Origin of the sequence: Streptomyces sp. NPDC051822, from assembly GCF_044452745.1 — a bacterium.
Lineage (GTDB): Bacteria > Actinomycetota > Actinomycetes > Streptomycetales > Streptomycetaceae > Streptomyces.
In genome coordinates, this window is sequence record NZ_JBITBZ010000004.1 from 188,265 (window position 1) to 202,039 (window position 13,775).

Genomic DNA, 13,775 nt, shown 5'->3' on the forward strand with positions numbered 1-13,775 from the left:
GGACCCCTTCCATGGACGCACTTATGCGCCTGATGCCACCCCATGAGGGTGCAGGCGAAGCAGTTGACTGGCCGCGCGTGGAGCAAGCATGGGGCGTACGGTTCCCTGTCGACTACAAGGAGTTCACTGCCACGTACGGGGCAGGCTCGATCGACAGTCACCTCAGCCTGATGGTGCCGGAAATCTCTGGCGAGGGTCGCCCGCACGGGGAGATGGAAGAAGAAACACTACTTGCCCGGGATGAGTGGGAGGACGACTCAGTCTCCAAACCCGAGCAAGTGAACGCAGGTTCGGAATTCCTCCTGACGTGGGGGGTGAGTGCAGGTGCAGACCTCCTGTGCTGGCTCACTCAGGATGAAAATCCGGATTTGTGGCCTGTGGTTGTCCGCATCCACGGAAAGGACGAGTGGGTTCTTTACTCGTGTGGAATGGTCGAGTTCCTCCGCAGGCTCATCCTGGAAGAGTTTGAGGAGTATCCAATCTCCCTGGAGCCTTACGCCGGGCATGCCTCTCCGCGGTTCTTGACGCATGCAGAGCAAAGGAGAATCCGAGAGTCCGGCGGGAACCCATGGGCGGGAATCACTCCATAGCGCCCTGCTAGCAGGCCGCGGAAATTTTTCTGATCGGATTCAGGGAGAGAGTGTCAGCCCGTAGCAAACGCTTGGCCGCCGGATCTTTCCGGCGGCCAAGCGCACTTAGAGCAGAAAACGATGCACGGGTCATCCTGTATATCGCGAGTCTTTTCCGGTGATGGTGACGGCCGATTCAAACGGACCGAGTTCCCGTTCGTCGGGTCGGCTCGCGACGGCATCGTAGGATGCGCTGTGGACGCCCGTTCGGGTGGAGGATCCGCTGGCCACGCTGGCATTCTTCAACGGGTACGTCGAGCGAGGCGAGCGGATCGAGATCGCTAGAGCCGGCGGCGAGATCAGGCTCTGGATGCGGATTCCCGCCGTACTGGCCAACCGGACGTAGCGTTCGGCCCGTCGCCAAGACCGCCCAGGAGTTCCGTCCCATCGTGGACAAGCTGCGGAAGGCCGGGGCAGGGCGGGCGGGGCCGGCAGCTCCGGTAAGAGCAAGAGCTGCGCGCAGACACGGGAACACCTTCGCAGGCCGGATCGAGATCCCCGACGCCGCCCGTTGGCCCGTCCCCTCGCGGGTGTGGCGGTGCTCACATGGGGAACCCGTGATGATCTCGCAACCTGATCCGCTGGGGTTATCGGGAGCGCGGAGATCGGTCGGCCCTCCCGACAGCCACAGAGAGCCGGGAGGAACCACACCGGTTCGTCCGCGAAGGGTGGAACCGATGGACCACGTCAGCCGCACACTGCGGGCCGCCGACATGAGTCGGCGCGCCTCCGCGTTCGCCGACCGCGCAACCATGAGAGCACGGCTCCCTCTTGACTTCTCCGGAACCAGCCTTCGGATCGTCGATCGCGTGGTGGACGGGCTGCGGCAGGGAGCCGACGACTCGGTCGCGGCCGCACCAATCCTCCAGGAGCTCGGAGCGTACGTCGGAGAGGTACTCGTCCGCCGTGCACGCGCACGCTGGGTGGACTTCGACGCCATGACGTCCGAACTGCTCCAGCAGCCGGTCGGTGTCCGGATGCCCGACGGGCGGGCTTGGAATCCACTTGGCAAGGTAGTCAACCGCTTCGAGCTGGGCCCCGACGAATCCGCTTACGAGTTCTTCCTGATGTTCCCGTGGCGTGTGCAGCGCTCACCCCTTTCACAGCGCACGGACGACGGGCGACGGTCGGCAGCCGCGTAAGGTGATGCGCTGGAGAGCGGGACGCAGGTAGACCAGAGGAAGATCATTTGAGGGCGGACGACCCCGCTCTGCGGCATGCGGTGGAGCGTGCGCAGGGCGGTGACGACGAAGCGTTCGCCGACTTCTACCGGAGCGTGCAGCCTGGGCTGCTGGGATATCTGCGAGGAGTCGTCGGGGAGTCCGCCGAGGACGTGGCCTCTGATGCATGGCTTGAGATAGCCCGCGACCTGGGGCGGTTCCGCGGGGACGGTGCGGGGTTTCGCGGCTGGACCGCAACCATTGCCCGCCACCGCGCATTGGACCACCTGCGCCGCCTGCGCTCCCGGCCGTTAACGGCCCCGTTCGATCAGGACGTGCTCGATCTGCCCGCGCGACGGGAGACCGCGGGCGAGGCCCTGGAGGCATTGTCCAGCGCGGAGGCGCTGAGCCTGGTCGCGGGGCTTCCCCGGGACCAGGCCGAGGCAGTGCTGCTGCGGGTGGTCGTCGGACTGGACGGTCCCGCGGCGGCCCGGGTGCTGGGCAAGCGATTCGGAGCGGTGCGCTCCGCCGCGTACCGCGGGCTGAAGCGGCTGGCGAAGGAGGTGAAGAGATGGGGGGTGACCACGGTATGCCGGAGCACGACGACATCGAGGCAGATCTGGCCGCTGCCCTGCGGCCCTTGGGCGTGGATGACGCTTCGACCCGAGCAGCCGTCGCCGCGTTCCGTACGGCCCGCGACTACAGCCCGGGCCTCACCTTCATGACGTCCGAAGCCGCGGCCCCGCCTTCGGTATCTGGGAACAGGCATTCCGATCTCGCGTGGGACTCCTCTGGGACTTTCCTGGGACTTTCGGCGGCATCAAGTGGCACGACGGCGAAAGAAGGAAAAGGTCATCTTCGCAGGTCAGCTGCTTCACGCCGCGAGTCTGTGCAGCTCATCGCGTTGCCGAGTCTTTTCCGGGACATCTGACGTCCCCTTCGAAGGAAGGCCGCCCCGGTCGTGCCGGGGCGGCCTTCCTCCGGCTGGGCGTGGGGTTCGCGGTCAGTTCGTCGTCGGCTCGCGGTGGGTGCGGATGATGTCCGCGTATCGGCGGCCGCTCGTCTTCAGGGTCCGCTTCTGGGTGGTGTAGTCGACGTGGACGAGGCCGAAGCGCTTGTCGTAGCCGTAGGCCCACTCGAAGTTGTCGAGCAGGGACCAGGCGTAGTACCCGGCGAGCGGGGCGCCCTTGCGCAGGGCGCGGGCGCAGGCCGCGAGGTGCTGCTCCAGGTAGCGGGCGCGCTCCGGGTCGTGGACCGCGCCGTCGGGGCCGACCGTGTCGGGGAAGGCCGAGCCGTTCTCGGTGACGTACAGCTTCCGGATGCCGTAGTCCTCGGTGAGCCGGAGCAGGAAGGCCTCAAGGCCGTCGGCGTCGATCTGCCAGTCCATGCCGGTGCGGGGCACGTCGGGGAGGCGGACCTCGCGGGCGTACGGGACGGGGCCGGCCGGGTCGTCGGCGACCGTGACCGGGAAGTAGTAGTTGAGGCCGTGCCAGTCGAGCGGGGCGGCGATGGTGCTCATGTCGCCCTGACGCTCAGGGAGTTCGACGCCGTACAGCTCGCGCATGTCGGTGGGGAAGCCGCGGCCGTACACCGGGTCCAGCCACCAGCGGTTGGTGTGGCCGTCCATGCGGGCGGCGGCGGCGATGTCCTCGGGCCGGGTGGACGCGGGCGCGACGGTCGAGTGGTTGGTGACCAGGCCGACCTGGGCGCCCGGGACTGCGGCGCGGATGGCCTGGGTGGCGAGGCCGTGGCCGAGGAGCAGGTGGTAGGAGGCGCGCACGGCGGCCGTGAGGTCGGTCAGGCCCGGGGCCATGCGGCCCTCCAGGTGGCCGATCCAGCCGGAGCAGAGGGGTTCGTTGAGCGTGGCCCACCGGGTGACGCGGTCGCCGAGGCGTTCGGCGACGACGGAGGCGTAGGCGGCGAGGTGTTCGGCGGTGGCCCGCTCGGTCCAGCCGCCGTGGCTTTCCTGGACGCGGTCCTGGAGGGCCTGCGGCAGGTCCCAGTGGTAGAGGGTGACGGACGGGTCGATGCCGGCGTCGAGGAGGCCGTCGACGAGGCGGTCGTAGAAGTCGAGCCCGGCCTTGTTGACGGGTCCTTCGCCGCCGGGGACGACGCGCGGCCATGCGACGGAGAGCCGGTAGGCGTCGGTGCCGAGGCCCTTCATCAGGGCGATGTCCTCGGGCCAGCGGTGGTAGTGGTCACAGGCGGTGTCGCCGTGGTCGCCGTTGTCGATCGCGCCGGGGACGCGGGAGAAGGTGTCCCAGATGGACGGAGCCCTGCCGTCCTCGGCGACGGCGCCCTCGATCTGGTACGCGGAGGTGGCCGTGCCCCAGGAGAAGTCCGCGGGAAACGCCTCCAGATCGAGCGGGTGGGAGTCGGTGGATTCGGACATGGAGAACCTCTTCGTTGTCGGTGTGGAGGGCGTCACTTGACCGCACCCGCGGTGAGGCCGGCGACGAGGTAGCGCTGGAGGAGCAGGAAGCCGACGACGACGGGGACGCTCACCACGAGGGAGGCGGCCATCACCTGGTTCCAGTAGACGTCGTTCAGGGTGGCGTACCCCTGGAGACCGACGGCGAGGGTGCGGGTGGTGTCGGTGGTCATGACCGAGGCGAAGAGGACCTCGCCCCAGGCCGTCATGAAGGCGTAGATCGCGACGGCGACGATGCCGGGCGTCGCGGCCGGGATGATCACGCGGAACAGCGCCTTGACCGGCCCGCAGCCGTCGACCTTGGCCGCTTCGTCGAGTTCGCGCGGGATCGAGTCGAAGTAGCCGGTCAGCATCCAGATGGAGAACGGCAGCGAGAAGGTCAGATAGGTGAGGATCAGCCCCTCGCGGGAACCGAAGAGCGCGATGCCGGTGGCGTTGCCCAGGTTGACGTAGATGAGGAAGAGCGGCAGCAGGAAGAGGATGCCGGGGAACATCTGTGTCGACAGGACCGTCACCGTGAAGACCCGCTTGCCGCGGAAGGAGTAGCGGCTGACGGCGTACGCGGCGAAGATCGCCACGGTGACCGAGAACACCGTGGCCGCGCCCGCGACGACGATCGAGTTCACGAAGTAGTCGGCGAGCGGGACGGTCTCCCAGATGTCGGCGTACGGCCGCAGCGTGATCGCGCCGGGGATCCACTCGAACTTCCCCGAGACGTCCTCCAGGGGCTTGAGGGAGCTGGAGATCATCACGTACACCGGCAGCACCACGAAGGTGGTGAGCAGGGTGAGGAAGATCCGCCGGGTCCAGAGGAACGACCGGGGCGCGGCCATCGGGGAGCGCGGAACCGGCTGGGCGTGCCTAGGCATCGGTGGCCTTCCTTCCACGGGCGGTGAGCAGCAGGTAGACGCCCGTGACGACGAGGAGGAAGAGCAGGAGCAGCACGGACATGGCCGAGCCGGTGCCGAAGTTCCACGTCTGGAAGGACGACTGGTAGATGTGGAGGGAGATCAGGTCGGCGGCTTCGGGCGCGGCCTTGCCGAAGAGCACGAACGGCGTGTTGAAGTCGTTGAACGTCCAGAGGAAGAGGACGAGCACGAGGACCTGGTTGACCGGCCGCAGCGACGGCAGGGTGATGTGCCGGATCTGCTTCCACACGCCGGCGCCGTCGAGGGCGGCCGCCTCGTACATGTCCCGGGGGATGTTCTGGAGTCCCGCCATGACGGTGAGGAAGGCGAACGGCCAGCCCTTCCACACCGAGACGATCAGCAGGGCCCAGAAGCTGTTGTCCCCGATGAGCCAGAAGGCGGGGCTGTCGCCGATGCCGAGCTGGTCGTGCAGGACGTGGTTGATGACTCCGTTGTCCCGCTGGAACATGAACGCCCAGGTGATGACGGCGGCGTAGACGGGCAGCGCGTACGGGACGAGGAACAGGGTCCGCAGGAAGCCCCGGCCGCGGAAGTTCTCCTGGAGGAAGATCGCGGCGGCCGTGCCCAGGAGCCAGCACAGGCCCACGGAGAACACGGTGAACAGGCACGTGGTCAGGAAGGACTTCAGCAGCGCCTGGCCGACGGGGGCGTCGAAGTCGATCGCGACGCTGAAGTTGTCCAGACCCGACCAGGGCGCCTCGGACCAGTCGCGGATGTAGAACTGGGTGAGCTCGCGGAAGCTCATGGTGATGCCCATGAGCATCGGGACGAGGTGGACGAGGAGTTCGAGGAGCAGGGCGGGCAGGAGCAGGAGGTACGGCAGTGCGATGCGGCGACGCCCGGAGCGGCGCGGGGGGCGCGCCTCTCCGGGGGTGGCCTTGCGCACCGCCGGCTCACTCGGGGGAGCGACGGCGGTTTCGGTCATGGCGGGGCGGCCTACTTCTTGGGCATCTGCTGCTGGGCCTTTTCGAGCTTGGCCCGCACGGACTCGGCGGTGACCGCGCGGCCCGCGGCGGCGTCGGCGAACAGCTCCTTGACCGCGGTGCCGACGACCGTCTCGAACTGCGACTCCTCGGGGACCTGCGGCAGCGCGGTGGCGCTGGTGGCGAGCGTGTCGCGGATGACGGCGAGCGAGGGGTCGGCGAACGCGGCGTCCTTCTGGGCGCTCTTGACCGGCGGGACCGAACCGTACGCCTTGTTGAGGGCGATCTGCTCCTCGTCGCTCGTCATGTACTTCACGAACTTCAGCGCGCCGTCGAGGTTCTTGGTGTTCTTGAAGACGGCCATGTTGATGCCGGCGACCATGGAGTTGGTCTGCTTGCCCTGGCCGGGCTTGCCGGACGGGACGGGGGCGGGGACGACGCCCCACTCGTCGGGGCCCATGCCCTGCGCGGAGAAGGTCTGCTGGGGGGTCTGCCACAGGACCATGCCGGTCTTGTTCTTGGCGAAGTCGCTGAGGGACTGGTTCTGGGCGTACTCGGCGTTGCCGGGGGCGACGATCTTCTGCGCGGCCATGAGGTCGATGTACTGCTTGACGGCGGCGACGGCTCCGTCGGAGGTGAAGTCGGGCTTGCCGTCGGCGGTGAAGAAGTCGGCGCCGTGCTGCTTGCCGAGGACGAAGACCTGGTGGATGTTGTTGGAGAGGTTGGAGCCCTCGACGCCGATGCCGTTCTTGCCCTTCGCGCTGAGCCTCTTGCCGGCCTCGGCCACCTCGTCCCAGGTGGTCGGCGGCTTCGCTATGCCGGCGTCCTTGAACATCTTCTTGTTGTAGTAGAGCGCGTAGGCCATGGAGTAGAGCGGCACGGCGGCCGGGTCCTGGCCGGCGGCACCGGTGGAGCCGAGCGCGGACTCGACGAAGCGGTCCTTGCCGCCGATGGCCTCGAAGTTCTTCGCGTCCCACGGCAGCAGCGCCCCGGTGGACTGCAGGGAGGCACTCCACGTGTTGCCGATGTTGAGGATGTCGGGGCCCTGGCCCGAGGTGGTGGCGGTGAGGATCCGGTTCAGGAGGTCTGCCCAGGGGACGACCTCCAGCTTCACCTTGATGCCTGTCTCCTTCTCGAACTGGTCGAGCTCGGGCTGCAGGACCTCCTTGTCGACCTCGATGCTGGCGCCCTGGTTGGAGGCCCAGTAGGTGAGGGTCTTGGGCTGCTCGTTGGATCCCGATCCGCCGGTCGAACCGCCGCCGCAGGCAGCCGCCGTGAGGACGAGGGAGAGGGTGACGGCACCGACGGCTGCGACTCTGATTCTGCGCATGGGTCCTCGAGTCCTTATCAGGGGAAGGTGAAAGCCGAGGGAGGGGGAAGCCGCGTCCCACAGGGGCCCCTACCGGCCTCTCGACTTAATTTAGGATGTGAGTTAAACCTCGGGAGAAGGTCGCGTCAAGAGGTGCCGCAGAGGTATGTTGCGCATAGGGCCTAGGGAAGAGGGTGTCCGGTGAGAGTGCACAGCGGTCGTACCGTGCGTGACCTGCGGAGGGAGAACCGCACCGCGGTTTTGCAACGGTTGTATTTCGACGGACCCCTGAGCCGCTTCTCACTCGGGCCGGTCACGGGCCTCAGCTCGGGGTCCGTCAGCAACGTGGTCGCGGAACTGGTCGCGGACGGCCTGGTGGAGGAGGCCGGCAGCGTCGACTCCGCCGGCGGCCGGCCCCGCACCCTCCTGCGCATCCGCCAGGGCAGTGCCTACATGATCGGCGTCGACGTCGGTGAGACGCGGGTCCGGGTCGAACTCTTCGACATGGCCCTCACCGAGCTGGCGCGCGTGGAGAAGCCGCTTGCCGCGAACGGGCCGCGCCGAGAGGACCGTTACGACGTCGCCGTCGTGGTCGCACACGTCCGTGACTCCGTCGAGGAGGTCGTCCGACGGGCGGGGATCGAACCCGCGCAGCTGCTGGGCGTGGGCGTCGGCGTCCCCGGCATCGTCGCCAGGACACCGGAGGACGGCGCGGTGGTGCACGGGCAGACGATCGGCTGGGATGCCGTGCCCCTGGAACGGTTGTTGCGCGAGTCCGTGCCGCTGCCGCAGGAGGTGCCGTACTTCATCGACAACGGGGCCAAGACGCTCGGTCAGGCCGAGATGTGGTTCGGCGCCGGACGCGGAGCGAGCAGCGCCGTCGTGGTGCTCTTCGGCTCCGGGGTCGGCGCGTGCGTCGTCGGCGACGACCTGCGCTCCGCCCGGGCCGTCGAGTGGGGACATCTGAAGGTCCAGGTGCGGGGGCGCCGCTGCCGCTGCGGCGCCCAGGGCTGTCTGGAGGCCTACGCGGGAGCGGAGGCGCTCCTGGAGCGCTGGCGTGAGGCAGGCGGCTGCCCTCCGGTCGACGCGGATGAGGAGACGGCGCTGACCGCGCTTCTCGCCGCCGCCCACCCGTCCACCCCCGGGGCGGAGGCCGATACGACCGCACTCGCCGTCCTGGACGAGACCGCCGAGTACCTGGGCGCCGGGTTCGCCGATCTGATCAACCTCTTCCAGCCCGAGCGGATACTCGTCGGAGGCTGGGCGGGCCTTCAGCTCGGTACCCGGTTCCTCGACAGCGTCAGGGACTACGCCACCCTCTGCGCCCTTTCCTACCCCGCCTCCCACGCGAGCATCGAACTCGGCACCCTCGGACCGGACGCCGTCACGGTCGGCGCGGCGATCCTGCCGCTCGCCGACTTCTTCGCCCAGGGAGGCCGCCGGGAGCCGGCGGAGCCCGAGGAGACGACGCCGGCGTGGAAGACATCGCTCCGGGAACGGGCGGCACAGTGAAACTGCTCGTTCTCAGGCCGACTCACGCACGACGAGTTCAGGGTCGAAGACCACGCACGTCTGCCCGCTCGCCGACCCCTGAAGATGGCCAGCCAGCGCTTCCGCCATCGCGGCGGCCATCTTCTCGACCGGCTGACGTACCGTCGTCAGCGGTGGCCGACACGTGACCGCGATACTGGAATCGTCGAACCCGACCACGGCCACGTCATCGGGTACGCGCCGCCCCTGCTCGCGCAGGATCTGGCAGGCGCCCTGGGCCATCAGGTCATTGGCCGCGAAGACACCGTCGACCTCGGGATGTTCCTCGAGGATGCGGATCATCGCCGCAGCGCCGCTGTCGAGGGTGAACGCGCCCTCGACGACCGGCACCGGGCCCCGGCCGGCGTGGTCGAGGGCGTCACGGAAGCCGGCGAGCCGGTCACGGCCGGCCGGGAGGTCCTGCGGCGCGCTGATCACCGCGAGGCGCCGGCTCCCCCGCGCGAGCAGGTGCTCGGCGGCCAGCCGGCCGCCCTGGTAGTGGTCGATGTCCACGTAGCTCACCGGCAACGGCTGCGGAGGGCGGGCGAACAGCACGACCGGGACCCGCGCGTGGAGAAGCATCTGCGGCAGCGGGTCGTCGGCTTGGAGCGAGACGACGAGGGCACCGTCCGCGCTTCCCCGGCGGAGGTAGTCGACCACCTGCCTTCTGGCCTCGTCCGATTCGGCGAACATCAGCACCGGGTGCATGGCCCGGCCCCGCAGGTACGTCACGGCACCGCTGACGATGCGGCCGAAGAACGGGTCGGCGAACACACGGGCGGCGAAGCCGTCTCCCGCGCCGGAGACCAGCAGGGCCACGGTATCCGCGCGTCGCGTCACCAGGGACCTCGCCGCACCGTTCGGGGTGTACCCGGTGGTTGCGATGGCCTGGCGGACCACGTCCTGGATCCCGGGATCCACATTGCGGACCCCGTTCACGACGCGCGAAACCGTCGCCCGGGAGACGCCTGCTTCCCGGGCGACGTCCTCCAGAGTGGGCCCCCGCTTGGTCATTCGGGCACTGTAACGTGCGGTGCCCACTCATCGGCGGCTCCCCGGTTCCGTTCCGGCGCACCCCCCTATGCCTGGCGCGAACCTTCGGCGTCGACCACCGCTGAGCCGCTCGCGACGATCTCCGCGTTCCATTCCATGGCTCCCGCCGAACGTCCCACCATGATCCGGTAAAGCCCGGATTCGGTCCGCCACGCCCGCTCCGCGGAAGACCAGTGCCGCAGCGCGCGCGGCACGACGGTCACCTCGGCCGTCACCGTTCGACCCGCGTCGGCGTGGACCGCCGCATAGCCGACGAGCCATCGGGCGGGGCGCTCCACGCTGGATTCCGGTCGAGCCATGTACACCTGGACGACCTCACGTCCGGGACGCCTTCCCGTGTTGCGCAGTCCGACCCGGACGGTGAACGGAGCTCCGATCACGACCCGCGCCGGTGCTTCCACGTGCTCGTAGCTCCAGGTGGTGTAGCCCAGACCGTGCCCGAACCAGTAGGCGGGTTCACGTGCTGCGCGGATCCATGCGCGGTACCCGATGTGCAGGCCCTCGGTGTAGTCGAGCCGGCCGTCGACGGGACGGGTGCGGGTGACGGGCGCGTCGGCGAGGGAGGCCGCCCACGTGGTGGGGAGCCTGCCGCCCGGCTCGCTGCGGCCGAAGAGGATGTCGGCCAGGCCGGCACCGGCCTCCTGGCCGGGGAACCAGGCGAGCAGCAGCGCGCCGACCTCGCCGCGCCAGGGCAGTTCGACCGGGCCTCCGCTGTTGACCACCGCGACGGTTCGGGGGTTGGCGGCGGCGACCGCGCGTACGAGGTCGTCCTGAGGGCGGCCGAGGGAGAGGTCCGTGCGGTCGTACCCTTCCGTCTCGCTGTGTTCGGTCGTGCCGACGAAGACGATCACGGCGTCCGCGCCGCGGGCCGCGTCCACGGCCTCGGCGAGGGCGGCCGCCGAGTCGCGGGCCGGTGGCGCGGCGGCGACGACCGTGGCACGGCCGGTGCCGGAGGCGAGTTCGCGACGTGCCACGAGGAGAACGGGGCGCGTCCGTTCCAGGTGCGCCCGGGCGGTGCGCAGGGGCGGGGTGACGTGCACGATCGCCGGATCGTCGGTCTCACAGGGGTAGGTTCCGTCGAGGACGGCATGCCCGTCGACGGTGAGCGTCATCCGGCCGAAGCCGCCCATGCCGAAGGTCCACGTTCCGGTGGTCTCGGGCCGGAGCAGCGCGCTGATCTCCACCGTGTGCGCGCCGGGGACCGCCTCGGGTTCGAGCTGCCTGCCCGACAGCCGCCGCTCGGCGTACAGTTCACGTCCTTCGACGTCGAGACAGCGAAGCAGCACACCGGGCTCCCCCGACCGCGGATCGGTGCACCGGTCGGTGTCCAGCGGCGGCGGGGGTACGTTCGAGGTGGGGCCCGGGGCGTACACCACACGGCTCCGGCCGCGTAGTTGTGCGCGGATGCCGTCGAGCGGTGTGACCACCGCCGAGGGGAACACACCGGCGCTGCCACCACCCTGTACACGGGGCGACGCGGCGTGTTCACCGATGACCGCCACCGTCGACAGGGCACCGATGTCGAGAGGCAGGATCTCCTCGTTGCGCACCAGCACCGTCCCCGCCACGACCGCACGCCGCAGCAGCGGCCGGGCGTTCCGCGGCCCCGGACGGCGCCGACGGTGCTCCTCGAACGCGCCGACGCGGGCCGCGAGCCTGAGGAGGCGGCGCACCTTGTCGTCGATGGCGTCCCGAGGGACGCGGCCGTCTTCCACCGCTCGGACGAGGTCGGTCGCCCAGGGCCCCCGCGGGCCCGGCATCGCCAGGTCGAGCGCTGCCCGGGCCGGCTCCTCGGTGGTACGGACTGCGGCCCAGTCCGAGACGGCGACCCCGTCGAAGCCCCATTCGCCCTTGAGCGGTTCGGACAGGAGGGGGTGCGCTGTCATCGTCGTGCCGTCGACGCCGTTGTAGCCGGCCATGACCAGCCAGACACCGGCTTCCACGGCTGCCTCGAAGGGCGCGAGGTAGACCTCGCGCAGGGCCCGCTCGGAGACGCGGACGTCGGCGTGGAGCCTGTCGGTCTCGGAGTCGTTGGCGACGAAGTGCTTGGCGGTGGCGGCCACTCCGTAGTACTGGATTCCTCTGATCAGCGCGGCTCCGGTACGGGCGGTCAGCTCGGGGTCTTCCGAGAAGCACTCGAAGTGGCGCCCGCCCAGCGGAGTGCGGTGCAGGTTCAGATTGGGTGCGAGGACGACGTCGACGCCCTTGCGGACGGCCTCGGAGGCGAGCAGTCCTCCCAGGTCCGACAGGAGGTGTTCGTCCCAGGCCGCGCCGAGGGCCGAGGCGGAGGGGAGCAGCGCGGAGGTGCGCCGCTCGTCCCATGCCTCCCCTCGCACGCCCGCCGGTCCGTCGGAGCAGACCAGCTCCCTGAGTCCGATCGCCTTCTCGGCGGCCGTCCTCCAGGTCGTGGAGCCGGTGAGGAGGCGGACCTTCTGTTCCAGGCTCAGTTTCTCGACCAATCGGTCCAGCATGTCTTCACGCATGGCTTTCCCTGCTTCTTTCCGGGAGAGCGCGCTCTCCATCGAGGGCCCGGCCGCCCCCGGGGTGAGCGGGGGCGGCCGGGCTTCGGCGGGACCGTCGGCCCGGTCAGGGCAGACGGTGGTCCGCGTTCAGCACGGCACCGCGTTCGGGGCGGTAGAGGTCGAAGCCCCGTGTGTCGCACTGCAGGCCGCCGACGATGCAGTGGTCGACCAGGGCCTTGAGGGTGCGCTCCTCCCACGCGTTGAAGAAGTCGTAGTGGAAGGAGTAGCCGCGGCCACTGGCCAGGCGGACCTGGGACATGTCGCCGTTGACCGGCCACGCCATCTTGAACTCGATCATCGGCAGGGCGACCGGGTGGGAGGCCGGGCACATGTTGTCGTTGGTGCCGGGCTTGACCACCGGGTACGCCATGTGGCTCTGGTGGTCGGGGGTGTCGAGGTACAGGCCGTTCCAGCAACTGGGCGCCTGCATGCGCAGGTTGAGCTGGACGTCTGGCCGGCTCGGACAGCTCGCCGGGATGTCGTTGTTGAAGAAGCTGTCACCGCATTCCCAGCCCTCGACGAAGCCCTTGTGGCCGCGGAACTCCTGGGCGCTCTGCATCGGGTTGCCGACGACGAACCGCAGACCCTTGGGGAAGGGCCGCACGCTCCGGTAGTCGGTGACGCCCGCCTTGTAGTAGATGACCTGCGGGCCGACGGGCAGGATCTTCTGGTCGCCCTTGTACAGCGAGGGCATCCAGTACGCGGAGGCGTCCGCGGGCGCCTTGCAGGTGGTGTTCCCGCCGTAGAGCGAGCCGGTGGTGCTGGCGGCATTGGTGGAGGTGTTGCCCATGAACGTGTGGTCGTGGGACTTGCCGAACTGGCCGGGGTAGACGATCGGGTCGTCCGGCGCGGTGTGGGTGACGGCGCAGCCGGCCTGGAACTCGTGGTGGTAGGCCGGCGGCGGGGTGGCTGTGGACGGAATGACACCGGTGACCTGGGGTACGGCCGGGATGTAGCCGTCTCCGTCGGCGTCGTCGCCCGAGGCCTGGGTGGAGGCGGCCATGACGTGTCCGCTGTGGGCGTCGGCCGCTACGGCGGCGGGCGGGGTGCTGTTGTCCGTGTCCGCGGCGGAGGCGATGGTGCCGATGCCGAGGACACTGGCGATGAGGGCCGTGCCGAGGAGGAGTGCGGGGAGTCGTTTCGGACTCGGTCTCATGGGGATCTCCTGCCCATGGGGATGGTTTCGCGCGGACGCGGACACGCCACGCGACTGGTGCGCTGGGTTCCCGTGCGGTGGTGCCGGGGTGGCGGAGCCGAGCGGCAGGCCCCGCCACCCGTCATGGGAATTC

Annotated in this window: 10 protein-coding genes and 1 pseudogene; 4 read left to right on the forward strand and 7 right to left on the reverse strand. The window is 69.4% G+C overall.

All coding sequences use genetic code 11. The features are described from left to right. Window positions 1-11: 11 nt before the first annotated feature. From ACIA8N_RS15815 to ACIA8N_RS15825, 3 genes and pseudogenes are all read left to right on the forward strand, one after another. Window positions 12-590, forward strand: coding sequence for an SMI1/KNR4 family protein (locus ACIA8N_RS15815; RefSeq protein ID WP_365780583.1), 579 nt, complete (start codon window positions 12-14; stop codon window positions 588-590). 716 nt (window positions 591-1,306) lie between these two features. After that, window positions 1,307-1,771, forward strand: coding sequence for a hypothetical protein (locus tag ACIA8N_RS15820; protein WP_365780582.1), 465 nt, complete (start codon window positions 1,307-1,309; stop codon window positions 1,769-1,771). 47 nt (window positions 1,772-1,818) lie between these two features. Continuing rightward, window positions 1,819-2,373: pseudogene (locus tag ACIA8N_RS15825) on the forward strand (RNA polymerase sigma factor); the annotation flags it as partial. 419 nt (window positions 2,374-2,792) lie between these two features. Here the strand turns inward: ACIA8N_RS15825 and ACIA8N_RS15830 are convergent. Genes ACIA8N_RS15830 through ACIA8N_RS15845 form a run of 4 tightly spaced genes read right to left on the reverse strand, consistent with a single transcriptional unit; the run spans window position 2,793 to window position 7,402 of the window. Further along, window positions 2,793-4,181, reverse strand: a complete 1,389-nt coding sequence (locus ACIA8N_RS15830) for a GH1 family beta-glucosidase (protein ID WP_365780580.1) — start codon at window positions 4,179-4,181, stop codon at window positions 2,793-2,795. A gap of 32 nt (window positions 4,182-4,213) precedes the next feature. Beyond that, window positions 4,214-5,053 (reverse strand): carbohydrate ABC transporter permease, encoded by an 840-nt coding sequence (locus ACIA8N_RS15835; RefSeq protein ID WP_365780712.1) that lies wholly within the window; start codon window positions 5,051-5,053, stop codon window positions 4,214-4,216. Between the two features lie 28 nt (window positions 5,054-5,081). Then, window positions 5,082-6,074 (reverse strand): sugar ABC transporter permease, encoded by a 993-nt coding sequence (locus ACIA8N_RS15840; RefSeq protein ID WP_365780579.1) that lies wholly within the window; start codon window positions 6,072-6,074, stop codon window positions 5,082-5,084. Between the two features lie 11 nt (window positions 6,075-6,085). Continuing rightward, window positions 6,086-7,402, reverse strand: coding sequence for a sugar ABC transporter substrate-binding protein (locus ACIA8N_RS15845; protein ID WP_365780578.1), 1,317 nt, complete (start codon window positions 7,400-7,402; stop codon window positions 6,086-6,088). A 180-nt stretch (window positions 7,403-7,582) separates the two neighbouring features. Here ACIA8N_RS15845 and ACIA8N_RS15850 point away from each other — a divergent pair, with 180 nt between their 5' ends. After that, window positions 7,583-8,893 carry an ROK family protein gene (locus ACIA8N_RS15850; protein ID WP_365780577.1) on the forward strand — a complete coding sequence of 437 codons (1,311 nt, stop codon included), beginning with the start codon at window positions 7,583-7,585 and terminating at the stop codon, window positions 8,891-8,893. Between the two features lie 12 nt (window positions 8,894-8,905). Here ACIA8N_RS15850 and ACIA8N_RS15855 read toward each other — a convergent pair whose 3' ends face one another. The 3 genes from ACIA8N_RS15855 to ACIA8N_RS15865 form a co-directional block, all read right to left on the reverse strand. Next, complete coding sequence (locus ACIA8N_RS15855; RefSeq protein WP_365780576.1) at window positions 8,906-9,925, reverse strand: LacI family DNA-binding transcriptional regulator; 1,020 nt, start codon at window positions 9,923-9,925, stop codon at window positions 8,906-8,908. Between the two features lie 65 nt (window positions 9,926-9,990). Beyond that, window positions 9,991-12,447 (reverse strand): glycoside hydrolase family 3 C-terminal domain-containing protein, encoded by a 2,457-nt coding sequence (locus ACIA8N_RS15860; protein ID WP_365780575.1) that lies wholly within the window; start codon window positions 12,445-12,447, stop codon window positions 9,991-9,993. Between the two features lie 103 nt (window positions 12,448-12,550). Further along, window positions 12,551-13,642 (reverse strand): DUF1996 domain-containing protein, encoded by a 1,092-nt coding sequence (locus ACIA8N_RS15865; RefSeq protein ID WP_365780574.1) that lies wholly within the window; start codon window positions 13,640-13,642, stop codon window positions 12,551-12,553. Window positions 13,643-13,775 lie beyond the last annotated feature (133 nt).